Consider the following 24,800-nt stretch of genomic DNA (forward strand, 5'->3'; position numbering starts at 1 on the left):
CTCTTTCGCAAGCCTCCCGGGTCCAGACTGTTCCGAGCCAAAAACCCTCTGATCGCGGTGTTCGCGACCGTGCTGACCGCGGTCGTGGTGATCTTCGGGACCGGGTTCTTCGGCCTCGGTGCGGCCAATGCGCAGCCGGCGCCGGGAGCCGTGCAATCGGCCTCGGTGCAAGGCAAAACCTTCACGATCGGCACGGACACCACCTTCGCGCCGTTCGAGTTCCGGGACGGCAACGGCAATTTGGCCGGCATCGACATGGACCTGATCCGGACCATCGCCAAGGACCAGGGCTTCAACGTCGAGATCAAATCGCTGGGCTTCAACGCGGCGCTTCAGGCGCTCAGCTCCGGGCAGGTCGACGGTGTGATCGCGGGCATGTCGATCACCGACACCCGCAAGCAGGTGTACGACTTCTCCGAGCCGTACTTCGATTCCGGCGTGCAGATGGCGGTGGCGAAGAACGACGAGACGACCAAGGGGTACGGGGATCTGCGCGGCAAGACCGTGGCAGCGAAGACCGGCAGCGAAGGCGAGAGCTACGCCAAGTCGATCGCCGACCAGTACGGCTTCACGGTCAAATCGCTGGACCAGTCGGCCACGATGTACGAGCTGGTGAAATCCGGAAACGCCGTCGCGGTGTTCGACGACTACCCGGTATTGGCCTACGGCATCGCGCAGAACAACGGACTGAAAACCGTCACCGACAAAGTTCCGGGGGCTTCCTACGGCTTCGCGGTGAACAAAGGGCAGAATCCGGATCTGCTCGCGGCGTTCAACGACGGTCTGGCCAAACTCAAAGCCAATGGGGAGTACCAGAAGCTGCTGGACACCTACCTCAAGGCGCCGCCGGCGGCCGCGACCTCGTTCTGGGAGCTGCTTGCGCAGAGCATGCCGGCGCTGCTGAGCGGTTTGGGCAACACCTTGCTGGTCACCGTGATCTCGTTCGCGTTCGCGATGCTCCTGGGCTTGTTGTTCGGCTTCCTCAAGGTGTCGCACAATGTACTGCTGCGCGGCATCGCGACCACCTTCGTGAACGTCTTCCGCGGCACGCCCTTGCTGGTCCAAGCATTTTTCTTCTACTTCGGCATCCCGCAATTGACCGGGCAGCCGATCAACATCTGGGTGGCCGGGGTGCTGACCCTGGCGCTGAATTCCGGGGCCTATGTCACCGAAATCGTCCGCGGCGGCATCCAATCGGTCGATCCGGGACAGCTCGAAGCCAGCCGGAGTCTCGGCCTGGGTTATCTGACCTCGATGCGCAAGGTCGTGGTGCCCCAGGCGTTCAAGATCATGACGCCGTCATTGATCAACCAGTTGGTGATCCTGCTCAAGGATTCCTCCTTGCTGCTGGCCATCGGCTTCGCCGAACTGCTCTATCAGGGCCAGCAGATCTACGCCGGCAACTTCCGGGTGGCGGAGACCCTGCTGATCGTCGGCGTGATGTACTTCATCGTGATCATGGCGCTGACCAAACTCGCCAACGTCGTGGACAAGAAGGTCAACAAATGAGCGTGCCCACAGCCCAGAACCCAGCCAAGATCGCGGTACACGGTTTGCATAAGACCTTCGGCGCCAATCAGGTGCTCAAGGGCATCGATGCGCAGATCGCGGAAGGCGAGGTGGTCTGCGTGATCGGCCCGTCCGGTTCCGGGAAATCGACGTTCTTGCGCTGCCTGAACAAGCTCGAGGAGATCACCGGCGGCACTGTGGTGGTCGACGGATTCGATCTGACCGACGCGACGATCGATCTGAACCAGGTCCGCCAGCGCATCGGCATGGTGTTCCAGCACTTCAACCTGTTCCCGCACATGACGGTGCTGGAGAACATCATGCTGGCTCCGGTGGAATTGAAGAAACTGTCGAAGCCGCAGGCCCGCGCCAAAGCCGTGGAGTTGTTGGAGCGGGTCGGCCTGGCCGAGAAGGCGGATGCCCGGCCAGCCTCCTTGTCCGGCGGGCAGAAGCAGCGCGTGGCGATCGCCAGGGCGTTGGCAATGGCCCCCGGGATCATGCTCTTCGACGAAGCGACCAGTGCGCTCGATCCGGAAATGGTCGGCGAGGTGCTGCAGGTGATCAAGGATCTGGCTGCCGAGGGAATGACCATGGTGGTGGTGACCCATGAAATGGGTTTCGCCCGGGAGGTTTCCGACCGGGTGATCTTCATGGCGGACGGCGTGATTTGCGAAGAGGGCACTCCCGAGCAGATTTTCGGCGCTCCGCAACAACCCCGATTGCAGGATTTCCTCGCCAAGGTGCTCTGAGTGCTGGAACTGCTTCTGCTCGAGGACGTTCCGGATGCCGAGCGGGCCGCGTTGGAGGCCGGGATCGCCGGACTGGCGATGCTGCCGGGCCAGGAGGCTTTCGTGTCCGGTCCGGAACGGTTGCTCCGTGCCGCGGCAGCGGATCCGGATCGGAAGCTCTTTGCGATCCAGTACCAGGACGAAGTGGTCGGCACCGGAACCTTGCACCGCGGCGGCGGCGCGGCCGCGCTCGGCTGGCCCGGCGACTGGGTGTTGCTGCGCGGTCTGCTGATCGCCGCGCCAGGGCAGGGCCGGGGTTATGGCAGTGCGGCGGCGGCTGCCGCGGTCGCGTTGGCCCGGCAGCTCTTCCCGCAGGCCGAAGGCGTGGTCCTCGGGGTCAATATCGCGAATCCGGCCGGGCAGCGGGCCTATGCCAAGGCCGGGTACGCCGTCGTCGGGGAGTACCTGGAGCCGCGGAACGGACCGCAGTTGGTCATGGCCCAGGGCTTTTCGTCAACTAAGGTTGACGACTGGACTGCTGTCAACTAAGGTTGACGCATGGAGGTGGAGCGAATGCGGACTCTGCTCGGAGACATGGACGGGAACAGCCCCTCGGACGCGTTGTCCGCCTTGTCGGAAGTGCAAAAAGAACTGGGCCGGACTGAGGCGGCATTGGTGCGCCGGGCCCGGCAATCCGGCATGTCCTGGGAAATGATCGCGGCGTGCTTGGGCGTGAGCAAACAAGCGGTGCACAAAAAATTCGGCAAACGCTGAACTGGCCGCCGATCGATTCAACGGGTCAGGAACTCGTTCCGGCCGGTGACGAGGCGATGTAGGTAACGCTCCAGGAAGATCCGTTCGGCGAGCCAGCCCAGCGGACCCAGTGGCGCGGTGACCACCAGGGCGTCGGTCATCAGAGTGCCTTCGGCGGTCTCGGTGAACCGGTGTTCGTGGCGGAAGCGCTTGAAGGGGCCGCGTTGTTGCTCGTCGACGAAGCGCCAAGGCGCCTCCAGCTCGGTGATCTTCGAGGTCATGGTGAACCAGACGCCGAAATGCCGGGCCCGCCAGGTGACCGATTCACCCCAACCGATCTGCCCCTGCCGGACGCCGGCGATCGCGGTTTCGGCGCTCTCCGCCATCGAGGCGGTGTGCTCGTCAATGCTCAATGAACGGTCGAAGAGCTCCTGGACGCCGAGGCTGGAGACGGTGCGCAGCACCAGACGGAAAGTCACTGCTCCAGCCTACGGCGTGCTCAGGCGGCTTTGCCGTAGGCGGCGATTTCGAAGATCGAGTACCCCCACGAAGTGGCCCGCTTGATGCCTTGGATCTTGATGAATCCGATCGGTTGGCTGGCACTGACCGCGACGGTTTGCACCCCGCAGACCGGCTTGTCCACCGGGTAGTCGGTCCAGTTCACACCGTCCGGCGAAGTCTGCACTTTGTAGGCCGAGGCGCAGGCGGATTCCCAGTTGATCTGCACTGAGTCCAAACGGGCCGACTGGGTCAGCTTGACCTGGATCCAGGCGTTGTCCGCATAGTTGGAGGCCCAGCGGGTGCTGGAATCGCCGTCGACCGCCTTCGGCCCGGTGAAGGAGGTGCCTGGCTCGACGCCGCTGACCTTCACCTCGGGTGAATTGAGCGCGAAGTTCGAGGTTTTGGTGACGATATTGTTGAGCGTGCTGATCAGCGTGTCCAGGACGCCGTCGCCGAGCTTGGGTGCAGGAGTGGCCTTTTCGCTCCAGGTGTTCTTCTTGTCGGTGATTTTGACTGCCCGCGCCTGGTCGACCGCGGCCTGCGATTGTTGCACCAGGGCGGTGGCTGAATTCTGCTCGCCGGCCCGGGCGGCCTCGACCGCTGCGGCGGCCTTTTGCAGAGCGCGTCCCCAGAGCGGCTCCGCGTCGAGCCAGGCGCTGGCGTCCTGGACGAAGATCCGGTCTGCCAGCTGATTCCGGATCAACGGCGCTCCGGTGACCATCGAATCGGCATAGTCTTTGATCGCAGCCAGCGAAGCGGTCTGCGGAGCGGCATTGAACGCGTCGCTCAATTGCTTCAGCGCCGGGGCCTGGGGGAGCCAGAAAGTGTTCCCGAAGGTGGGCGCGGCGTAATTGAGGTCCGCGAACGTGGTCAGCGCTGCGGCCAGTGCCGGATTGCCCTGGTTCGCGCTGCCCTGGGCGAGATAGGCCAAGGCCCAGCGCCAGGTGCTTGCCGCATCGTAGGCCCCGTCGTTCCAGGCAAAGCCCGCGACGCCGATCACCGCAGGTTTGCTCGCGGAAGCTTGGTTCATCGGGTTCGAGACGATGCCCTGCAAAGAGGTGGAGAGTCCGGCTTCGCGTTTGGCATAGGCGCCCATCAGCAATCGGCCGGTGGTCTGGCCGAAGTCGTTGACCGGGTAGTTGTCCCAGAGGAAGACCTTGCGCCCCCAAACCGCAGCTGCCGCGGCGGCGTCGGAATTGCTGATTTTCGGCGGGACCACATCGGTGCCGGTCCACATGATCACGATGTCCGGTTGCAGGGTCTTGAATTGCTGCTTGTAGGCCGTGGGCCTGACGTCCGAATACTCCGTGGGCACCATCTGCAGCGGGAAGATCCCGGACTTGGTTTTGATGAAGCTGCTGTTGAGGTAGTTCAAGAAGTCGACCTGGGCTTTGCCGGCATTGCCCGAGCCCGGAGCGCCATAAGCGGTCTGGTCTGCCGAACAATTCCACTTCGTGTAGGAGATATCGTCCAGCGGGATCGAAAAGGCCCGAACGCCGACGTCGTACATCGCCTGCATTTTGGCGATCGCCGCATTCCGATCGGCTTGTGAGGAGAAGCACACCGATTCGCCGGGGGAGAGCGCGAAGGTGAACCGGACGTGGTTCGCGGTGCTGGCGTCGACCAGGGCCTTCAGCTCGGCCAGTTTGGCCGCCGGATAGGGATCGCGCCATTGCGAGCGGTGATAGGGGTCGTCCTTGGGTGCATAGATGTAGGTATTCATTTTGACGTCGCCGTAAAAGGCCAGCTGGTCCAAGCGGTCCTGTTGGCTCCACGGGGCGCCGTAGAAGCCTTCGATGGCGCCCCGGATCGGCATTGAAGGGCTGTCCGTGATCGCGAGTTTGGCCACGGCGGTCTGCGCGCCTTCGCCGGCGAGCAGCTGTTTGAGCGTCTGCACGCCGTAATACTGCCCGGCGCCGTCCGAGCCGCCGATCACGACGTCGGTATCGGTCACCAGCAACGCATAGCCTTCCGCTTTGCCCGGCACGCTGTTGCCCACGGCCGGCGTGATGTCCGCCCGGGACCCGGAGCCGAGCCGCAACTTGCTGCCGTTGCCCGGTGCCGCGGGTGAGTTGATCGTGACCTGCACGCCGCGGGCCTGCAGGATTTTCTGCGCCAGTGCCTGTGCTGCGGGGTCGGTGTCCGGCGAAACCACCAAAGAAACCTGGCTGCCCAAGACCACAGGGGCGCCCAACGACGTCGTGGACTGCGGCGTCGGCACGATCACCGGCGGCGGCGGGGCTACGGCCTCAGGCGTCTGGCTGTTTCCGGCCAACGGGCTGAGCCCGAGCAATCCGGTAGCCATAAGTGCGCTCAGGCCGAATTGCACGGCCCGACGACGCGTGCTGGGCAGTTGATTGGTTTTCGAAATCGGCATCTTTCCCCCTGATGTTGCTTCCGCAGATCGCGGACAACGGCTACCGTCATTTGCTTGTAGAGCAGAATGCCGTACTTTTCTGGGTAAATCCATGGATTTCCGGCCTTGATGCCGGCATCCCGCAATACTCACAGATTGCGGTGCACCGTTCAGCCTGGAAAGCCGTCCAATACCGGCCGAAAATCGGCGTGTTCCGCCGACACGCCGTGCGGCCACGCCAACCTGCTATCCGGCTCGGTTGGATCAGAGCGGAAAAGAAGCGCCCCTGCCGAGGAATACCTCGAGGAGGGGCGCGCAAACCGTAAAGGTTTATGCCGGGGAAGGCGATTTCAGTTTATCCCAAGAAGGGCGTAAGTGGTAGGGGGCTTTCAATTCGAAAGTCCGATTCCTGCGGAGCCGGAGCCGGCCGGAATTGGTTAGGCTGGCAACCATGAAAAGAAATGGCGCCATTGGAGCCGGAGCCTGCCTCGTTCTGGGGGTGGCCATCGGGTTGGCAACCAACCAGTTGATCTGGGGCATCATCATCGGCTTGCTGGTCGGAGCGGTCGTCGGGGGCACCACTTCGCGCCGCAAGAGCTGATCCGGCGCGAAAACGGCCCGGTCACCGAAAAGGTGACCGGGCCGCCGTCGTGCGTCGGCTGGTTACACGCCGTAGTAGAGCTCGAACTCGTAGGGGTTCGGGCGCAGTGAGAGCGGCTTGATTTCGTTCTCCCGCTTGTATTCGATCCAGGTGTCGATCAGGTCCTGGGTGAATACCCCGCCGGCCTGCAGGAACTCGTTGTCCGCTTCCAGCGCGGCCAAGGCTTCTTCGAGCGAACCCGGGGCCTTGGGGATGTCCTTGGCTTCCTCCGGCGGCAGCTCGTAGAGGTCCTTGTCCACCGGAGCCGGCGGTTCGATCCGGTTGCGGATGCCGTCCAGGCCAGCCATCAGCTGCGCGGCAAACGCCAAGTACGGGTTCGACGAGGGGTCCGGTGCGCGGAACTCGATGCGCTTGGCCTTCGGGTTGGATCCGGTGATCGGGATCCGGATACCAGCGGAACGGTTGCCCTGCGAGTAAACCATATTGACCGGAGCTTCGAAGCCCTTGACCAAGCGGCGGTAGGAATTGACCGTCGGATTTGTGAAAGCCAGGATCGCCGAGGCGTGTTTGAGCACGCCGCCGATGTACCAGCGGGCCAGATCGGAAAGGCCGGCGTAGCCCTTCTCGTCGTAGAACAACGGCTCGCTGCCGTTCCACAGCGACTGGTGGCAGTGCATCCCGGAGCCGTTGTCGCCGAAGATCGGCTTCGGCATGAAAGTAACCGTCTTGCCCCATTCGGCGGCGGTGTTCTTGATGATGTACTTGAACTTCTGCAGGTCGTCCGCGGCGTGCACCAAGGTGGAGAACTTGTAGTTGATCTCGGCCTGGCCGGCGGCGCCGACTTCGTGGTGCGAACGCTCTACCTCGAGGCCGGAATCGCCGAGCGCGATGCACATCGCATCGCGCAGATCTGCCTGGTGGTCCACCGGCGCCACCGGGAAGTAACCGCCTTTGAACGGCGTCTTGTTGCCCAGGTTGCCGCCCTCTTCTGCCCGGCCGCTGTTCCACGGGGCTTCGATCGAATCGACCTTGTAGAACGCGCCCTGCGGCGAGGACTCGAACTGGACGTTGTCGAAGACGTAGAACTCGGCCTCCGGCGCGAAGTACGCGGTGTCCGCGATGCCGGTCGATGCCAGGTAGGCTTCGGCCCGCTCGGCGACGCTGCGCGGATCGCGGTGGTACGGCTCACCGGTGCGCGGGTTGACGATCGAGAAATTCAGGGCGAGGGTCTTTTCGATCCGGAAGGGGTCGACGAAGGCCGTGGTCACGTCCGGGATCAACTGCATGTCGGATTCATGGATGCCCTGGAACCCGCGGATCGACGAGCCGTCGAAAAGCTGCCCGTTGACGAAGAAGTCGGCGTCGACGCTTTGCGCCGGCACATTGAAGTGCTGCTGCACTCCGGGCAGGTCGGTGAAGCGGATATCGACGAACTTGATGTCTTCGTCTTTGATGAACGTGAGGACTTCGTCCGCGGTGGTGAACATCTATGCTCCTTCGGCATTTCGGCTGGTGCCGCGGGCAGGCCAGAAGCCCCCGCAACTGTTAACAGCATAGTCAGAGGGCATTTCCCGACCGTGTCGGCATTGTTTCGGGCAGGTTACAGACGCGGCGGCCGCCGGGATTGCCGGTAAACTCGAGTGGTGGTAGATCGCAAAGACCTCGGTTCCTGGCTCTCCGGACCCGACACGAGTCATATTTCCAAGTATCCGGGGGAGCGCTTGGGCTTGCCGGAATCGGGTCCCGGCTCGATTGCCCGGGCCGGCCGCCGGATTCTGGCGATCTGCATCGACTGGCTGCTGTGCCTGCTGATCAGCCAGTTCCTGTTCGACGGCGCAGCTTTGGCCACGATTGGGATCTTCTTCGTCGAGCAGGTGCTGTTGGTCGGAACGCTCGGTTACAGCGTGGGGCATCGGATCATGAACATCCACGTGGTCAGATTGGCGCCGCGCGCCGGAGCGGCTTCCGGAGCCAGCGGCCCCGGCGGCCCGGGCACGCTGCCCGCCGGCCCTTTGGCCGCCGTCGTCCGGACTTTGCTGCTCTGCCTGGTGATCCCCGCAGTGGTTTTCGACCCGGATCAACGCGGGCTTCATGATCGCGCAATGAACACGGTGTTGTTGCGGCGTTGACGGTACTCTCGGGCTAGGGGCGCATCCGGCGCACGACGAGTTCAAAGGAGAACCTGTGTCAGAAAAAGCCGTGGAAGCCCAGCCTGGAGCGGGTGTCGAATTGAGCCGCGAAGAGATATTCGCCGCCCATCTCGGCGGGAAATTGAGCGTGGAAACCCGACTGCCTTTGCTCAGCAAACGGGATCTGTCGATCGCCTACACCCCGGGCGTCGCCGAGGTCAGCCGGGCGATCGCCGAAGAACCCGGATTGGTGGACAGCTACACCTGGACCAAGCGGCTGGTGGTCGTGGTCAGCGACGGCACCGCGGTGCTCGGGCTGGGCGACGTCGGCCCCCGGGCCTCGCTTCCGGTCATGGAGGGAAAGTCAGCGCTGTTCAAGACGTTTGGCGGGTTGGATTCGATTCCGTTGGTCCTGGACACCACCGACGTCGACGAAATCATCGAAACCCTGGTCCGGTTGCGGCCGAGCTTCGGGGCGGTCAACCTGGAGGACATTTCCGCGCCGCGGTGTTTCGAATTGGAAGCCCGGCTGATCGAGGCTTTGGACTGCCCGGTGATGCACGACGACCAGCACGGCACGGCGGTGGTGGTTCTGGCCGCGTTGCTCAATGCGGCCCAGGTGGTGCAGCGCGAGATCGCCGGTTTGAAAGTGGTGATTTCCGGGGTCGGCGCCGCCGGCGTTGCGGTGGCGAAGATCCTGCTCGCGGCCGGGGTGCAGGACTTGGTCCTGGTTGACTCCCGGGGCATCATCCACCACGGCCGGGAGGACCTTACCGCGGTGAAAACCGATCTGGCCGGACAGAGCAATCCGCAGGGCCTGACCGGCGGACTGGCGGAAGCGTTGCGCGGAGCCGACGTTTTCGTCGGGGTTTCTTCCGCGCAGGTCCCGGAGGCCGAAATCGCACTGATGAGCGATGACGCGATCGTCTTCGCCTTGTCCAATCCGACGCCGGAGATCCACCCGGAGATTGCCGCGAAGCACTGCCGGGTGGTGGCCACCGGCCGCAGCGACTTCCCGAACCAGATCAACAATGTGCTCGCCTTCCCGGGGATCTTCAAGGGCGCTTTGGACGCGGCAGCGCTCCGGATCACCGAACCGATGAAACTGGCCGCGGCCTAGGCGATTGCCGGAATGGTTCCGCAGCCCTCGGCCGCGATGATCGTGCCCAGCCCGTTGGATCCGGAGGTGGCTGATGCGGTAGCCGCCGCGGTGGCTGCCGCGGTGCACTTGACGGACTGACCCGGAACGTGAAAAGGCCCCGATGCACGCGCGTGCATCGGGGCCTTTTCACGTAATTTCAGCGGCCGCGGGCGGCCTTGCGGTCCGGTCTGGCCTTGTACGGATCGATGCCTTTGGGGATCGGCAATCGGGAGCCCAGCGAAGAAATCCGCTTGCCGACCGCGCTGACTTCGGCTTTGGTCAGTTCCTTTTTGAGCTTCTGCACCGTTTTGGCGACCTTGGCCAGCGGCACCTGGCCTTCTTCCCGGCCGGACTCGATCACGTGCACCGTGACATTGGGCAGGATCCGGTTGAGCTTCTTCTGCTCGGCCTGGACCAGCGTGCGGACCCGGTGCGAGGGGCCTTCGGTCACCAGGACCACGCCCGGGCGGCCGACGGCACGGAACACGGCATCCTGGCTGCGCGGGTTGACCGCCACCGGTTGTTCTTCGACCACCCAGCCGCGGCGCAGCGTGTTCAAGGCTGCACCGGAAGCACCCGGCTTGCCCTCGATCTGGCCGAACGCGGCGCGCTCGGCACGCCGGGAAAGCACCAGCATGGCGCCCAACAGGCCCAAGGGGATGCCCAGGATCAAGCCAGTGATCCAGTTTCCGTTGAACGCGAAGAAACCGACCGCGAGCGAGACCGCGATCACGCCCAGGAAGACCAACAGCATCAGCCAGACCACCGTCGGGTCGCTGCGGCGGGTCATCTTGAAGATGTCCACCATCTGCTTGAGCCGGCCGGGTTTCTTTTCCGGTTTGGGCTTGTTGTCTTTGGGCTTGCGGGCGAACAGGCTCCGTTTGGGCTTCGGTTCGGAGGCAGCGTCGGGTGCGGAATTCTTGGCCATAGTGCATCCATTCTAGCCGGTCGGCGAGGTTCGCACCCGCCGCCGTCGGTTCGCTCGCCGACAGCTGAATGACGGGCGTACGAGTTCGGTCTGGAATGAGGAGCGGCTCAGCTCCGCGCGGCGACCAGGCTGGCGGCTTCTTGCCGGGTGCTGCCGGCGTCTTCGATGCCTTCGGCGATATGCGCCAACTCGGCCGGAATCTCCAGGCCTTTTTTGCGCATCGCGGTGGCCCACAATCGGCCGGCCCGGTAGGAGGAACGCACCAGCGGGCCGCTCATCACGCCGAGGAATCCGATCTCCTCGGCCTCGTCGCGCAGATCCAGGAACTCCTGCGGCTTGACCCAACGGTCCACCGGCAAGTGCCGTTCGCTGGGCCGCAGATACTGGGTGATCGTGATCAAATCGCATTTGGCCTCGTGCAGGTCGCGCAGCGCCTCGGAGATCTCCTCCCGGGTTTCGCCCATGCCCAGGATCAGGTTGGACTTGGTCACCATGCCCAAGTCGTGGCCCTGGGTGATCACATCGAGCGAGCGTTCGTAACGGAAGGCCGGGCGGATCCGCTTGAAGATCCGGGGAACGGTCTCGACGTTGTGCGCGAAAACCTCGGGCTTGGCATCGCAGATCGCCTGGATGTTCTCCGGTTTTCCGGAAAAATCCGGGATCAGGATCTCGACGCCGGTGCCCGGGTTGAGCTCGTGGATCTTCCGGATGGTCTCGGCGTAGAGCCAGACGCCTTCGTCTTCCAAATCGTCACGGGCGACGCCGGTGACCGTGGCATAGCGCAAATTCATCTTGACCACGCTGCGGGCCACCTTGGTCGGCTCGAAGCGGTCCAGGGGGGAGGGTTTGCCGGAATCGATCTGGCAGAAATCACAACGGCGGGTGCACTGTGCTCCGCCGATCAGGAAGGTCGCCTCGCGGTCTTCCCAGCATTCGAAGATGTTCGGGCAGCCGGCTTCCTCGCAGACCGTGTGCAGCCCCTCTTTTTTGACCAAGTTCTTCATCCCGATGTATTCCGGGCCCATGTTGACCTTGGCCTTGATCCATTCAGGCTTGCGTTCCACCGGGGTCTGCGCGTTGCGGGCTTCGACGCGCAGCATTTTGCGGCCTTCAGGTGCCAGGGTCACTGGAGAACTCCTTCTGCGGCTGTTAATTCGGGTTTTTCGGCGGCGTGCACCGTGCTTCCGGTCAACGCGTTTTCGCGTGCCGAGAATTCCCGGATGATGTGCGGCAGCACTCCGGTGGGCGAAATGTCGGATCCGGTTTCCGCCGACATCGTGGTGGTCCCGGCGTCCGAAATCCCGCAGGCGATGATCTGCGCGAAGGGCGCCAGGTCGTTGTTGCAGTTGAGCGAGACGCCGTGCATGGTCACGCCGTTGTGCACCCGGATGCCGATCGCGGCGATCTTCCGGTCCGGCCCTTTCGCGTCGGCGGGCAACCAGATGCCGGCCCGGCCCTCGACCCGCTGGCCTTTGATGCCGAATTCGGCGAGCACTGCGAGGAGCACGTCTTCGAGCAGCCAGACGTATTCCCGGATCGCGTGCGGATCGCGCAGCGCGATGATCGGGTAGGCGACCAATTGGCCCGGGCCGTGCCAGGTCAATTTGCCGCCGCGGTCAACCGGTACCACAGGGGTCCCGTCGAAAGGCCGTTCGTGGTCTTCGGTGCGTTTGCCGGCGGTGTAGACCGCGGCGTGCTCCAGGAGCAGCACAGTGCTCGGGGCCTGTCCGTCGACGACGTCGTCGTGCAGTTTCTGCTGCATGTCCCAAGCCTGCATATAGTCAACAAAGTTCGGTGCGAACCCGACTTCGGAGAACTCAAGCGTCATGCCTAACAGCGTAGCCCCGTTGCTTCCAGCGCCTAAATTCATGACCTGTGGATAACATCTGCGCGAAGTGCCGGTTCCGGGGCACACTGGGGTATGGAGACCAGCTTCCCGCCGGGCATTCCGATTGCCCCCGGCTACCGGTTCGAGCGCTTACTCGGGGCCGGCGCGAGTGCCCAAGTCTGGCTTGTGCTCGGCGATGCCGGGGTCGAGCGGGCGATCAAGTGTTTTCCAGCCGCGGCATGGCCGACCGGCGCGACGGCTCCCGGAGGGCGTGCCGGGCAGCTCCGCCGGGAGATCCGGATCCGGGTGAACGTGCAGCACGAGCATTTGCTCGCCGTTCATGATGTGGTCAAACTCACAGGGGCCTGGGCCGGCGGTACCGGCTTGCTGATGGACTATGCCGCTGGCGGGTCCCTGGCCGCCGTGCTGGCCAACCGGGGCCGGATCAGTCCCGGTGAACTGGTCACGGTCTTGGTCCCGATGTTCCAGGTACTGGCTTTTCTGCACCGGCAAGGCATCGTGCACGGGGACGTTTCGGCGGCGAACGTCCTGTTTACCGAAACTGGCAAACCGCTGCTGGCCGATTTCGGCACGGCAAAGCTCCGCGGCGACCGGTCCGACGGCGAGCTTTTCGGCACCGACGGCTTCGTGGATCCGGCGTTGCTGCGGCCGGCCGGCGGCACTGGGCGCTTGGCGGTGGACGCCGCTGCGGATGTCTATGCGCTCTCGGCCTTGGGCTGGTGGTGTCTCAGCGGGGCGCTGCCGGGACCCGCGAATCCCCGCTTCCCGATGCCCGGCGGGGTTCCGACGGCGGGCAGCGCCGAGCTGTTCAGCCTCTTGGCTTCCGGAATGGATCCGGAACGACGACGGCGTCCAGCTGCGGGCGACTTGGCCCGGGAACTGTTCCGTTCCGCAACTGCCGAACCGCTGGACCTGATGCCGTCGGTGCATCCGAGCGTGCTGCCCCGGTTGCTCACCCGACGGCAGCTGCGCGGCGGCCAGGCGTCGTCGCTGCCGACCGCCGCCGCTGTCCGGGCGGCCGACGCCCCGGCGAGCACCACTCCGGCCGGCCGCAACGCGTCAGGCAGACCGGCCGGCAGCAGGCGGCGCAACCGGAGTTTTCGGTGGGCGCGGAGTTCTCGGGGCGGACGGCGTCGGGCCGGCTTGCCGCGGCCCGATCTGCGTCGCTCCGGGCTGCCCGGCCGTGCCGTGGCCTTGTTTGCTCTGCTGGGCGGCATCTCCTGGTTGCTCGCGGTGCTGCCCGACCACGGTCCGCCCGGCGAAACCACGCCGGTCCCGGCGCGGCAGAATCCGGCCCAGCAGAGTCCGGCGCAGCAGAGTCCGGCGCAGCAGAACCCGACGCAGCAGAACCCGGCCGAGCGACGTTTGGACCAAGCCGCGCCGTCGGCCGAGGACGCTGCTGCGCTGCGGCTTTCCGGGGATCCGGTCTTGGCGCTCCATGGGCTGAGCCGGTTGCGGGCCGAAGCCTTCCGGACCGCTGACGCGAGCCTCCTGGCAGCGGTGAACGCCCCGGATTCGCCGGCCTCGGCGGCGGACCGGCAGACCATGGCCGAACTGGTCAGCCGATCCCGGGTGCTCGCCGGGTTCTCGGCGACGGTTCGGGCCGCGGCGGTCCAAGCCGGCGATGCGACACCGGATCCGGTGGTTTCGGCCACGGTCGAATTGAGCCCGTTCGTGGAGCAGGACGCCGCGGGTACGGTGTTCAACCGGCAACCCGCAAGCCGGCTCCAAGTGCTGAACTTCCGGATGGTGAACCAATCCGGCCGGTGGCTGATCGCCGAGGTGCGGAACGCCGGATGATCCGGGACGCTAACCTGGTGGAATGGACACCGCCGGCAAAGTATTGGAACTTCAGGGCATCAATCGGTCGTTTTCCGGCCGCCAGGTGCTCGACGACGTCGGCCTGACGGTGCGACCGGGCCGGATGACCGGCTTCGTCGGGGCGAACGGGGCGGGCAAAACCACCACTATGCGGATCATCCTCGGCGTGCTCACCGCGGACAGCGGGAGCGTGACCCTCGACGGGCAGCCGCTCGTGGCGGTCGACCGCCGCCGTTTCGGATACATGCCCGAGGAACGCGGGCTCTATCCGAAAATGAAAGTCGCCGAACAGCTCGGCTACTTCGCCCGCTTGCACGGCCTGGGGCCGGCGGCTGCCAAAGCCAACACCAAGGTGTTGCTCGAGCGGTTGGGCCTGGCCGAACGGGCCGCCGAGCCGGTCGAAAAGCTCTCCTTGGGCAATCAGCAACGGGTCCAAGTGGCCGCGGCGCTGGTCCACGACCCCGAAGTCCTGATTCTGGACGAACCCTTCTCCGGTCTCGACCCGGTCGCGGTCGAGACCGTGCAGACCGTGCTCACCGACTATGCCGCCCGTGGTGTGCCGGTGCTCTTCTCATCGCACCAACTCGATATCGTCGAGCGGATCTGCGACGACGTGGCGATCATCGCGCGAGGCAGCATCCGGGCGAACGGGGAACGGGAGGCCCTGCGAGCCGAATTCTCCGAACCGGAGTATGAAATCCAGTTCGGCGGCGACCTCGGCTGGCTGTCCGGATCGCCGGGCCTCACGGTGCTCGAAACGTCGGCCGGCCGGGCCCGGTTCCGCGCCGAGGACCCGGCGGCGGCGCAACAAGCACTCAGCCGCGCGGTGGGCTTGGGCCCGGTCATCAGTTTCGCGCCGTCCAGGCCTTCACTGGCCGATATTTTCAAGGAGATCATCCAATGACCGAGCAGACCGCGCCCGCGGGCAACGCAACCTGGTTGGTCGCGCAACGCGAAATCTTGGCCAAGCTCCGCAGCAAAGCCTTTTTGTTCTCCACCGGATTCCTGTTGGCCGCGGTCCTGGTCTCGGTGCTTCTGGGCGGACTTCTGGGCGGCCAGCAGAGTTCCAGCAAGGTCGCGGTGATCGGCGGCAATGTCGAGGTGCTCGGGCAGTTCAAGGGCATGGAACCGATTGCCGCCCGCGACGCTGCGGAGGCCGAATCGATGGTCCGTTCCGGTGAAGTCGAGGCGGCGATCGTACCGGATCCCAGCAGCCCGTTCCTCGGATTCAAAGTCGTGGCGCTGAACCAGGCACCGACGGCGATCATCCAATCGTTGAGCATCGCCCCGAGTCTGCAGTTGCTCGAACCGGGAGCGCAGGACCCGTTGCTGGCCTACTTCGTGGCGATCGGCTTCGGCTTGGTCTTCTTCGTTTCATCGATGATGTTCGGGCAGACGATTGCGCAAAGCGTGGTGGAAGAGAAACAAACCAGGATTGTGGAGATCCTGCTTTCCACGGTCAGCGCCAGAACCTTGCTGACCGGGAAGATTTTGGGCAACAGCGTGCTGGCGTTCGTCCAAATCGGCTTGATCGCGCTGCTCAGCACCGGAGGGCTGCTGCTCACCGGACAGCAGAACCTGTTCGCCGCGCTGGGTCCGAGCATCCTGTGGTTCCTGGTGTTCTTCATCATCGGCTTCGTGATGATCGCGGCCCTCTACGCCGGTGCGGCGGCCCTGGTTTCCCGGCAGGAGGACGTCGGTTCGGCGACGGCCCCGGTGATGACCCTGGTGATGTTGCCGTACATCCTGGTCATCGTGTTCTTCAACAATCCGACGGTGCTGACTATCATGTCCTACGTGCCGTTTTCAGCTGCAGTGGGCATGCCGATGCGGCTTTTCGCCGGTACCGCCCAGTGGTGGGAGCCGCTGCTGTCGCTGTTGATCCTCTTGCTGAGCACGTTGCTCATGGTCTTGCTCGGCGCGCGGATCTACCGGAACTCGCTGCTGCGCACCGGTGCCAAAGTACGGTTGTCCGAAGCCTTCAAGGCCTGAGTTCAGCGCCGTTTGAGTTCTTCGGCCACCCAATCCGCGGCGTCGGCCAACTCGGGATAATCGAAGTCGAAGCCATGGTCCAGCAGCACCGCCGGACGCATTGTGGTGCTGGCCAACAGGACCTCTTCGGCGGGCGCGCGGCCCAGCGCCAACTTGAGCAGGGCCGCGGGCACCGGCAAGACCGTGGGCCGGTGCAGGGCACGGCCGAGTTCGGCCACGATGGTCCGCACATCGGCGTGCTGCGGAGCGCTCAGGTTGACCGGACCGGAAATCCGGTTTTCCAGGATGAACAGCATGGCTTTGCTCAAGTCCGGCAACGCGATCCACGGCCAGAATTGCCTTCCGTCACCCAACCGGCCGCCGACTCCGGCCCGGATGGGCAGCAGCAGTTTGCCGAGCGCGCCGCCCCGCGGACCGAACACGATGCCGGTGCGCAGGAACGCGGTTTCGGTCACCGCCGGGGCGGCCTGGGCAGTCGCCTCCCAGCGTGCGCACAAATCGGAGAGCACGGTACCGCCCTGGTGCGGCGAAGATTCATCGAACTCGCCGCCCTCGCCGTAGAAATCCTTCCCGGACTGGCTCAGGAACATGGCCGGCGGGGCATCTGCGCGCTGCATCGCTTCGACCAGCGTCCGGGTCGACCCGATCCGCGAGGCGTAGAGCTCTTCGATGAAGCTCCTGGTCCAGCGGCGCGGCGGTTGGATCACGAGCGAGCCGGAGAGATTGACCACCGCGTCGACGTCGTCGAACACCGAAGGGTGCAGATCGCCTTCCGCTGGATTCCAGAAAACCTCCTCCGGAGCCTGCACCGGGCGCCGGACCAAGCGCCGGATCTGATGCCCGTTCTGCTGCAAAGCGGCGCGCAGCGCCGAACCGACCATTCCTGAGGCTCCGGAGACCAATACTCGCATACCCCCATTTGACCACTGCCGCCTGGGTTTGGATCGTTTTTCCGAAGACTTTCCGGCGCCAGCCGGCTTCCGGAGGGCAGTTTCGCACCGTTGCCTGCCGGAGCCGTATGACTAAGATCGACACATGACCGAACAGGCTTCGAGCTACCTCCGTTACCCGCACCTCCACGGCGATTTGATCAGCTTCGTGGCAGAAAACGATGTCTGGCTGGCGCCGTTGGCCGGCGGAAGGGCTTGGCGGGTTTCGTCCCTGGGCCTGCCGGCCAAGAATCCGCGATTCAGCCCGGACGGCAGTCGGTTGCTGTGGACTGTGGTGCAGGGCGCTGCCCCGGAATTGGTCTCGGCCGCAGTGGACGGCGGGGACTTCCGCCAGCTGACCTGGTTCGGGCACGCCTCGACCAAGTTCCGCGGCTTCACCCCGCAGGGCGCCGCCTTGGTGGTCAGCGCCTTCGAACAGCCGGATGCCCGGCACACTTTCGGTTATGCGGTCTCCATCGAGGACGGCTCCCGGAGCATCCTGCCGTACGGACCGATCGATGCGGTGGCCTATGGCCCGGTGGTCGGTGATGAAAAGCCGCTGCTGGTCGCCTCGCCTGCTTCGCGGGAGCCGGCTTGGTGGAAGCGTTACCGCGGCGGCACCGCGGGCAAGCTCTGGTTGGACCGGGACGGTTCGGGGGAGTTCGCGCGGCTGGTCCCGGAGCTGGACGGCAATCTGGTCGATCCGATGTGGATCGGCGACCGGATCGCCTTCCTGTCCGACCACGAGGGCTACGGAAACCTCTACTCGGTCAAACCCAATGGCAAGAAGCTCCGCAGGCACACCGACCACCAGGGCTTCTACGTCCGGCACGCGAGTTCCGATGGCCGCCGGGTGGTTTTCGAGTCGGCGGGAAACCTGTTCCTGCTCGACGGCCTGGACGCCGAACCCGTGCAATTGGACATCACCCTGGGCTCAGCCGGGACTTCGCGCCGGCCGTATCCGCTCAATGTGGCGGAGCATTTGGGCGGCGTCCGGCCGCTGGGCGACGGCAAAGCCAGCCTCGTGGAATCGCACGGCACCGTGCATTTGCTGAGCCACCGGGATGGTCCGGCCCGGGCCATCGAGTCGACGTCCGGGGTCCGGGCCCGCCTGGCCCGGCCCTTGGGCGAGGCCTCAGTCGCCTACATCGCCGACCACGACGGCGTGGAAGCGCTCTACCTGGCGCCCCTGGACAAAACCTTGGCGGCCGATGAACCGCAGCCGGCCCCGACGCGGGGATCCGGCTCGGAAACCTCCGGGGACGCTGAAGCCGGAGCGGTCCTGCCGCAACCGGTCCCCGCGGCCTCGGTCAACGGCTCGGTGCAAAAGCCGGCGACCACCCCGCAGCCCGGGCCGAGTCCGGAACCTGCTGCAGCGGAGCACGCGGCGGATGTCCCGACGGCGGTCGGTGCCAAGCCGGCCGCTTCACCGGAAGCGGCCCGCAGAGTCGATTTCGCTTCGCCGACCCGGGCCTGCGCAGTGGAAACCAGCCCGGATGGGAAATTCGTGGCGGTTGGCACCGAGTACGGGCAGGTTTTACTCGTGGAAGCGGCCAGCGGCACGGTCCGCGAAATCGCGGCACAGAAGATCTCGCATGTCTCAGACCTGGTCTTCAGCCCGGACTCGCAGTGGCTGCTTTGGTCGGAGTTCACCAGTGCCGAGGCCGAACGTGCCAGATTGCGGATCGTGCCGGTCGCCGGAGGCGAGATCGAAGACCTCACCGATGGCCGGTTTGCGGACTTCTCGCCGTCGTTCACCCCGGACGGGAAATTCATCGCGTTCCTCTCCAGGCGCAGCTTCGACCCGGTGTACGACACACACAATTTCGACCTGGCATTCCCGACCGCGGTCAAGCCATATCTGCTGGCGCTCGATGCCGAAACCCCGTCGCCGTTCGGGCCGGCGGTGTCCGGCCAGGAACCCGCAGCGGCCTCGGCCGCCGAGGACGATCAGCGCACGCCGGCCGGCTCTGAGCCGCGGAAGAATCCGGTCCCCACGATTCGGCTCAGCCGCGACGGCTTGGCGGAACGGATCATTCCGGTACCGGTGCCACAGGGTGACTATCTGAATCTGCGCGCGGTCGACGGCGCGCTGCTCTGGCTCAACCGCGAACTCCAGGGGGTCACCGGGGACGGCCGGGGGAGCAGTACGGATCAGGCACGCCCGCCGAAGCTGGAACGGTTCGAGTTTTCCAGCAAGGAGAGCAGCACTCTGCTCGATGCGGCGGACTCCTTCGAGCCCACGGCCGCCGGTGCCAAACTCGTGGTCCGGGACAAAGCCAAGATCCGGGTGATCCCGAGCGACAAGAAGGCCGAGCCGGATTCCCCGGAGCACACCCTGGTCGATCTGGGCCGGATCCGGGTAGTCCTGGAACCGGTCAAGGTCTGGGGACAGGCTTTCGACGAGGCTTGGCGCCTGCAGCGGGATTTTTTCTGGACCGAAGACATGGCCGGCATCGATTGGCAGGCGGTCCACCGGAACTACCGCCCGATCGTGGAACGCCTGGGCTCGCACGACGACTTGGTGGACCTGCTCTGGGAGATGCACGGTGAGTTGGGCACCTCGCACGCTTACGTGACGCCGAAGCCGGCCAAGGAGCCGGGGGCCGGGGCGCAGGGCCGGCTCGGTGCGGAGTTCGAAGCGGGCGCCGAAGGCTGGTTGATCGCCTCGATCCTGCCCGGTGAGTCATCGGACCCGTTGGCGCGCTCCCCGCTGAACGCGCCGGGCGTCGCGGTTAAACCGGGCGATCTGCTGCTCGCCGTGGACGGGGTGGAGTTGGGCTCGGCCGGACCGGAACCGCGGTTGGCGGGCGCCGCCGGGAAGATCGTGGAGCTGACCGTGCGCAATGGCGCCGGGCACGGCGATGCCGCGGGCCGGCAGCGCCGGGTGGCGGTGTTGCCGATCGGCGACGAAGAACGGTTGCGTTACCAGGAATGGGTGCGGAAGAACCGGGAATTGGTGCGACAAGCATCGGACGGCACGTTCGGCTATGTGCATATTCCGGACATGCAGGCCAGGGGTTGGGCCCAGCTGCACCGCGACATCGACGCGGAGTTCGGCAAGGACGCGCTGATCGTGGACGTGCGCCGGAACCGCGGTGGCCATACCTCGCAACTGGTCGCCGAGCTGATCGGACGCAAAGTCACAGCCTGGAACAAGCCCCGAGCAGTCGAAGACATCACGTATCCGCACAACGCGCCGCGCGGGCCGGTGCTGATCTTGACCGATGAATTCGCCGGTTCGGACGGCGACATCATCACGCAGGTGGCGAAACTGCGCGGCATCGGGCCGGTGGTCGGCACCCGGACCTGGGGCGGCGTGGTCGGCATCGACGGCCGGTTCTCTTTGGCCGACGGCACCGGGGTCACCCAGCCGCGCTATGCCTTCTGGTTCACCGGAGGCGTGGGCTGGTCGGTGGAGAACTACGGCGTCGATCCGGATATCGAGGTCGGCTTCCCGCCGCATGCGTATGCGGCCGGTCAAGACCCGCAGTTGGAGTACGGCCTCGGGGCGTTGCGCGAAATGCTCGCCGAGTTGCCTACCGACCGGCCGCCGGCCCGGACCGGCTATCGGAACCTGCAGCCTGGAGCCCTGCCGCCCCGGCCGCAGGCAGCGGACTGACCCTGGACGGGAGGCAGGTCCGGCCAGCCCCGGGGCGCGGTCCGATTCAGCGCTTTGCCGGGCTGAGCCGGGTGCCTACGCCGATCCGGTTCCAGGCATTGATCGTGATCGCGGTCGCCATCACCCCGGCGAGCTCCGACTCGCTGAATGCTGCCGCGGCACGCTGGTAGACGTCGTCGGGCACTCCGGCAGCCGGGAGCAGGGTCAGCGCTTCGGTGAGCGCCAGGGCAGCCTGTTCCGGTTCGCTGAACAGGGCGCCGGCTTCATGCCAGGCGCTGAGCACGTCCAGGCGCTGCTGCGACTCTCCGGCGCTGCGGGCGTCATTGACGTGGATGTCCAGGCAAAAGGCGCAGTTGTTCAACTGCGAGGCCCGGATCCGGATCAGCTCGACCAGAATCGGGTCCAAGCCCGCGGCCCCGGCGGCATCCAGGGCGCCGAGCGAGGCGTAGAAATCCGGGCGGAGTTTCGGAATGCGGATCCGGCGGGCGGTTGGGTTCGGTGTGTTCATGGAGCCAGCTTAAACCGCGGCGGCCGCCCCGAAGTACCGGAGCGGCCGCGAGTTCGGCGAATCGGACGATTACGCCTCGAGGCTGGCCTCGAGCGTGATCGTGGTACCGGTCAGCGCTGCGGAGACCGGGCAACCGGTTTTGGCGCCTTCTGCGATTCGCTGGAAATCGGCTTCGCTCAGGCCCGGAACCGAAGCATTCAGGGTCAGATGGATGCCGGTGATGCCTTCACCCGGTTGGAAGCTGACGTCGGCCGTGGTCTGCACCCGGTCCGGAGTCTTGCCTTCTTCGCCGAGCGCGTGGCTGAATGCCATCGAGAAACAAGCCGAATGCGCGGCCGCGATGAGTTCTTCGGGACTGGTTTTGCCTTCTGCCTGTTCTGCGCGAGCCTTCCAGGTCACGTCATAGGTGCCCAAACCCGAACTGTCCAAAGTCACCTGGCCGCTGCCGCTGGGCAAATCGCCCTGCCAAACCGTGTGGGCTGTGCGTACTGTCGCCATCGAAGGCTCCTTCATGTGGTCCGTTAATCTTCCGGTTCCATCCTAGGCAGGTCGCGGCTAGGAAGCCCAGGGCCTTGGCCAAGCCGGGGCAGGCTGTTAGCATGAGCGCATGTTGCGGCTTTCCACGGTGATGATCAATACCGAAAACCCCGAACGGCTGGCCCGGTTCTGGGCGCAACTGCTGGGCACCGAGCCCGTTTCGGAGCACGGGGATTTCATTTGGCTCAAGGCCGTCGAGGGCCAAACCGGCTTGGCTTTCCAAGCTGTTTCCGAACCCACCAGCGGTCCACGGAGGCTGCATTTGGACCTGGTCGCCGACGATTTGGCGGCCGAGCTGGCCCGGGCCGAGAGTCTCGGCGCGAGTCAGCTGGCCGACCATTGGTCCGGATCCTTTCATTGGTACGTCATGGCGGATCCGGATGGCAATGAATTCTGCATCTCGCCCGGGCACTAGTCCCGGACGTCACCGGGATGGCAGGCTAACCGGTCAGTTCCAGAGCGTGGCCACCGCGATATTGATCAGGGCCATGCCGCCGACCGCGTGGGCCAAACCGGTGGAGACCTGCTCGCCCTTTTTGGCCTTCCGGTAACCGATGATCGCCGGAACCAGAACCGCGATGGCGATCAGCAGTTTGACCGTGATCTTGATGTAGTTCAGCGGGTCGCGGCTTGCCCCGGCCAAGCCCACAAGGGCCAGGCCGGTGATCAATTGCGCAGTGGCGCCCCAGAGCTGGATCGGCAGCACCGTAGGCTTTTTGAAAGTGGCGAACCAGCCGCCGACGACGGCCGCGGCACCGAGGATGTGCAAGAAGATCAGCAGGTATTTGACGAAGTCCATATGGTTATTCTACGGGATGTAGAAGGTGCTTGGTGACACTGCGTCGACAAAATTTCTACCAATCTCGTCCACTTTCGCCGGATCCGGCCCCGGCAAGCCTCCGGGCACCGGAACTCGCCGGCAGCCAAAAGCTGTGGGAGCGGCCGGAACCCGGCCACTCCCACAACCAACCCTTCGATGCCGTCGGCCGGTGTTGGACCGGTTGATTATTGGACCGGTCAATTACTGCGTCGGTCGATTACTGGGCCGGTCGATTACTGGACGAAGACGGCCTTGGCCGGCCCCCAATTGCCATCCGCGTCCTTGGCCCGGACGAAGATGGTCTGCTTGCCGTCGGCGACGTTGCCAGCGGTCCCGTTGAACGATTCCGTCGTCGAATTCGCCGACCCGTCGGACAATGCGAGTGCGGTGCCGCTGCCGGCCGCAGCCGGCAATTTGCCCACCGAGTATTCGGCTGCAGTGACGTTTTGCGCCGCGGGTTTGCGGTTCGACGGGTTGGTCCCGAAGGCGTTGTCGTTTCCGGTGGCGTTGATCGACACCGACTTGTCGCTGTTGCGGCTAGCGGTCAATGAGGTGACCGTCGGCCCGGCCGGAGTCTTGTACGGTGCCGAAGCCGCGTTGGCGGCGTAGAAGATGCCTCCGCGGTACTGGTTGTACAAACCGGCAGTCCGGGAGAATGCCGGGAAGAATCCGCCCTGGCTGCTCGTGCCGATTTCCCAGGTGTAGGCCGGAATGCCGTTTTGCTGGTAAATGGTGTCGATATCGCCGCCGGCCGCGTTGTAGATGACGTCTCCGGCGGCACCGGTCTTGAAACCGTTGTAGAAGCTCTGCCGGAAGCCCAGATTCTTGATCGCCGCGATGTTCGGCGGGATCACCGTGTTGTCATAGGCATAGGGGTAAATCACCAGGTTCGAGAAGCTGTGCAGGTTCAGCACGGTTCCTTGCCGGCTATCCGGCGCCGGGGTGTTGCCCGTGACCGTGAATTTGCCGAACAGCTGGCTGAAGAAATCGGCTTGCTGCTTGGACTCCGGCTCGGAGAGCGGCCCCTTGCCCCGGTACGACTGGTCGCTGGGATCGTTTGAGGTGCCTTGGCCGCCCCAGCCGGTGGACCAGTTGCGGTTCAAGTCGATGCCGGGCTGGCTCTGCGTGTAGTCGCTGCTGCCACCGGTGTAGCCGTCGGTGTCCATGTTCTTGCGCTGCCAGGCGGTGTTGTTGGCCGCCGGGTTGCCATCCCCGCTCGAAGTGGTCGCCGCGGTTTTGAGGCCCTTCTCAACGGTCGCGATGCCATCGGGGTTGGAGCCGAAAACCACCCAGACTTCGGTCGAATCCAGCAGTGCGGTGGCTTCCGGATCGGTGCCGTAGCCGTTGAGGATGTCCGCGGTGAAGCGGGAGACGAATTCACTGCCGATGATTTCCCGGGCGTGGATCTGGCCGCTGAACACGAATCGAGGTTTGTGGTTGGTGTTGGTCTTCCAATCGCTGCCGTCGTTGGCGTTGGCCGTGATCCGCAGGGCGAACAGATCGTGCCCGCCTTGGCCTTTGGTTTTCTGCCAGGAATCTCCGTAGTCCACGTACTGCGCGAACTCGGGGTATGCGCTGGCGATGTCAGTGGCGAGTTTTTGATAGGCCGCGATGGTCTTGTATCCGCCGAAATACGTTTCGTAGCTGTTGTTCTTGACCCGCTCCGGCAGCGGGGAGGCTGCCGCGGCGGCCCGGGCGTTGGCTCCCGGAACCGGAGTGAAGTCGCTGCCGTAGGGCGTCTCTTTCACGACCTTGATGCCCTTGGCAGCCAGGTCCAGGGCTACCCGGTGGCTGCCGATGATGGTTCCGCTGTTGGCCGAGCCCGGGTCGACGTCGTAGCCGGCGAGCAGCGACTGTGCTTTCGCCGGGTCCATGCCGTCGGTTCGGAACTCGATGACCTGGACCACATTGTCCAAGTTTTGCGCAGAGGGGGAAGCCGCGGCGGAAACACCTAGGGTGCCGCCGGAGACCGCCATGACGACTGCTGCAGCCAGCAGTCCGTATCGGGTTTTCTTCATCATGGGAAGTTTTCCTGACCGTCGGGGCGCTGGGTGTGCGCCGGTTGGATGGATCTGG

The 24,800-nt window shown here is 64.9% G+C and carries 22 protein-coding genes and 1 pseudogene; 12 read left to right on the forward strand and 11 right to left on the reverse strand.

What is annotated here, in order from left to right:
- Positions 1–84: 84 nt before the first annotated feature.
- The 4 genes from JOE69_RS16835 to JOE69_RS16850 are packed head-to-tail and all read left to right on the forward strand — an operon-like array spanning position 85 to position 3,011.
- A complete protein-coding gene (locus tag JOE69_RS16835) occupies positions 85–1,509 on the forward strand; it encodes an amino acid ABC transporter substrate-binding protein/permease (RefSeq protein WP_374709753.1) in 1,425 nt (474 codons plus the stop codon).
- Entirely contained in the window at positions 1,506–2,258 is a 753-nt protein-coding gene (locus tag JOE69_RS16840; RefSeq protein WP_309800729.1) for an amino acid ABC transporter ATP-binding protein, read from the forward strand. The genes JOE69_RS16835 and JOE69_RS16840 overlap by 4 nt, the downstream gene beginning before the upstream one ends.
- Positions 2,259–2,786: a GNAT family N-acetyltransferase gene (locus tag JOE69_RS16845; protein ID WP_309800730.1), complete on the forward strand. Its 528-nt coding sequence runs from the start codon at positions 2,259–2,261 to the stop codon at positions 2,784–2,786. It begins immediately after the preceding gene.
- Between the two features lie 9 nt (positions 2,787–2,795).
- Positions 2,796–3,011, forward strand: coding sequence for an AsnC family protein (locus tag JOE69_RS16850; RefSeq protein ID WP_309800733.1), 216 nt, complete (start codon positions 2,796–2,798; stop codon positions 3,009–3,011).
- A gap of 17 nt (positions 3,012–3,028) precedes the next feature.
- Here JOE69_RS16850 and JOE69_RS16855 read toward each other — a convergent pair whose 3' ends face one another.
- Together JOE69_RS16855 and JOE69_RS16860 are read right to left on the reverse strand one after the other, a co-directional pair.
- Positions 3,029–3,469, reverse strand: a complete 441-nt coding sequence (locus JOE69_RS16855; protein ID WP_309800735.1) for an SRPBCC family protein — start codon at positions 3,467–3,469, stop codon at positions 3,029–3,031.
- A gap of 20 nt (positions 3,470–3,489) precedes the next feature.
- Positions 3,490–5,868 carry a glycoside hydrolase family 84 protein gene (locus tag JOE69_RS16860; RefSeq protein ID WP_309800737.1) on the reverse strand — a complete coding sequence of 793 codons (2,379 nt, stop codon included), beginning with the start codon at positions 5,866–5,868 and terminating at the stop codon, positions 3,490–3,492.
- Positions 5,869–6,298: 430 nt separating this feature from the next.
- On the opposite strand from JOE69_RS16860, the gene JOE69_RS16865 reads away from it, so the two are divergent.
- Entirely contained in the window at positions 6,299–6,448 is a 150-nt protein-coding gene (locus tag JOE69_RS16865; RefSeq protein ID WP_296361454.1) for a glycine zipper domain-containing protein, read from the forward strand.
- A gap of 62 nt (positions 6,449–6,510) precedes the next feature.
- Here JOE69_RS16865 and glnA read toward each other — a convergent pair whose 3' ends face one another.
- Entirely contained in the window at positions 6,511–7,935 is a 1,425-nt protein-coding gene (gene glnA, locus JOE69_RS16870; RefSeq protein WP_296361455.1) for a type I glutamate--ammonia ligase, read from the reverse strand.
- A gap of 156 nt (positions 7,936–8,091) precedes the next feature.
- On the opposite strand from glnA, the gene JOE69_RS16875 reads away from it, so the two are divergent.
- Both JOE69_RS16875 and JOE69_RS16880 read left to right on the forward strand, forming a co-directional pair.
- On the forward strand, positions 8,092–8,577 hold the full coding sequence (locus JOE69_RS16875) for an RDD family protein (RefSeq protein WP_309800740.1): 486 nt from the start codon (positions 8,092–8,094) through the stop codon (positions 8,575–8,577).
- 70 nt (positions 8,578–8,647) lie between these two features.
- Positions 8,648–9,817 (forward strand): annotated as a pseudogene (locus tag JOE69_RS16880) (NAD(P)-dependent malic enzyme).
- A 58-nt stretch (positions 9,818–9,875) separates the two neighbouring features.
- Here JOE69_RS16880 and JOE69_RS16885 read toward each other — a convergent pair.
- The 3 genes from JOE69_RS16885 to lipB form a co-directional block, all read right to left on the reverse strand.
- Positions 9,876–10,646, reverse strand: a complete 771-nt coding sequence (locus JOE69_RS16885; protein WP_296361458.1) for a DUF4191 domain-containing protein — start codon at positions 10,644–10,646, stop codon at positions 9,876–9,878.
- A gap of 107 nt (positions 10,647–10,753) precedes the next feature.
- Entirely contained in the window at positions 10,754–11,773 is a 1,020-nt protein-coding gene (lipA, locus tag JOE69_RS16890) for a lipoyl synthase (RefSeq protein ID WP_296361459.1), read from the reverse strand.
- Positions 11,770–12,474 carry a lipoyl(octanoyl) transferase LipB gene (lipB, locus tag JOE69_RS16895; protein ID WP_309800743.1) on the reverse strand — a complete coding sequence of 235 codons (705 nt, stop codon included), beginning with the start codon at positions 12,472–12,474 and terminating at the stop codon, positions 11,770–11,772. Before lipB ends, lipA begins: the two co-directional genes overlap by 4 nt.
- Before the next feature lie 93 nt (positions 12,475–12,567).
- On the opposite strand from lipB, the gene JOE69_RS16900 reads away from it, so the two are divergent.
- From JOE69_RS16900 to JOE69_RS16910, 3 genes are read left to right on the forward strand one after another with little or no spacing between them, the layout of a single operon-like run.
- The gene (locus JOE69_RS16900; protein WP_309800746.1) at positions 12,568–14,295 is read left to right on the forward strand and encodes a serine/threonine protein kinase; all 1,728 of its coding nucleotides are present in this window, start codon (positions 12,568–12,570) and stop codon (positions 14,293–14,295) included.
- A gap of 22 nt (positions 14,296–14,317) precedes the next feature.
- Complete coding sequence (locus tag JOE69_RS16905) at positions 14,318–15,220, forward strand: ABC transporter ATP-binding protein (RefSeq protein WP_309800748.1); 903 nt, start codon at positions 14,318–14,320, stop codon at positions 15,218–15,220.
- Positions 15,217–16,308 (forward strand): ABC transporter permease, encoded by a 1,092-nt coding sequence (locus JOE69_RS16910; RefSeq protein ID WP_309800750.1) that lies wholly within the window; start codon positions 15,217–15,219, stop codon positions 16,306–16,308. The genes JOE69_RS16905 and JOE69_RS16910 overlap by 4 nt, the downstream gene beginning before the upstream one ends.
- 2 nt (positions 16,309–16,310) lie before the next feature.
- Here JOE69_RS16910 and JOE69_RS16915 read toward each other — a convergent pair whose 3' ends face one another.
- Positions 16,311–17,219: a TIGR01777 family oxidoreductase gene (locus JOE69_RS16915; protein WP_309800752.1), complete on the reverse strand. Its 909-nt coding sequence runs from the start codon at positions 17,217–17,219 to the stop codon at positions 16,311–16,313.
- 124 nt (positions 17,220–17,343) lie between these two features.
- Between JOE69_RS16915 and JOE69_RS16920 the strand changes: the two genes are divergently transcribed.
- A complete protein-coding gene (locus tag JOE69_RS16920; RefSeq protein ID WP_309800754.1) occupies positions 17,344–20,859 on the forward strand; it encodes a S41 family peptidase in 3,516 nt (1,171 codons plus the stop codon).
- Positions 20,860–20,905: 46 nt separating this feature from the next.
- Here the strand turns inward: JOE69_RS16920 and JOE69_RS16925 are convergent, their stop codons facing one another.
- Together JOE69_RS16925 and JOE69_RS16930 are read right to left on the reverse strand one after the other, a co-directional pair.
- On the reverse strand, positions 20,906–21,367 hold the full coding sequence (locus JOE69_RS16925; RefSeq protein ID WP_309800756.1) for a carboxymuconolactone decarboxylase family protein: 462 nt from the start codon (positions 21,365–21,367) through the stop codon (positions 20,906–20,908).
- Positions 21,368–21,436: 69 nt separating this feature from the next.
- Entirely contained in the window at positions 21,437–21,865 is a 429-nt protein-coding gene (locus JOE69_RS16930) for an OsmC family protein (protein WP_309800758.1), read from the reverse strand.
- Positions 21,866–21,974: 109 nt separating this feature from the next.
- On the opposite strand from JOE69_RS16930, the gene JOE69_RS16935 reads away from it, so the two are divergent.
- Positions 21,975–22,319 (forward strand): VOC family protein, encoded by a 345-nt coding sequence (locus JOE69_RS16935; protein WP_309800760.1) that lies wholly within the window; start codon positions 21,975–21,977, stop codon positions 22,317–22,319.
- A gap of 33 nt (positions 22,320–22,352) precedes the next feature.
- Here the strand turns inward: JOE69_RS16935 and JOE69_RS16940 are convergent, their stop codons facing one another.
- Entirely contained in the window at positions 22,353–22,703 is a 351-nt protein-coding gene (locus tag JOE69_RS16940; RefSeq protein ID WP_309800761.1) for a hypothetical protein, read from the reverse strand.
- Between the two features lie 254 nt (positions 22,704–22,957).
- Positions 22,958–24,742 carry a M14 family zinc carboxypeptidase gene (locus JOE69_RS16945; protein ID WP_309800763.1) on the reverse strand — a complete coding sequence of 595 codons (1,785 nt, stop codon included), beginning with the start codon at positions 24,740–24,742 and terminating at the stop codon, positions 22,958–22,960.
- Between the last annotated feature and the right edge of the window lie 58 nt (positions 24,743–24,800).

It is taken from the genome of Arthrobacter russicus (assembly GCF_031454135.1).
GTDB classification, from domain to species: Bacteria; Actinomycetota; Actinomycetes; order Actinomycetales; family Micrococcaceae; genus Renibacterium; species Renibacterium russicum.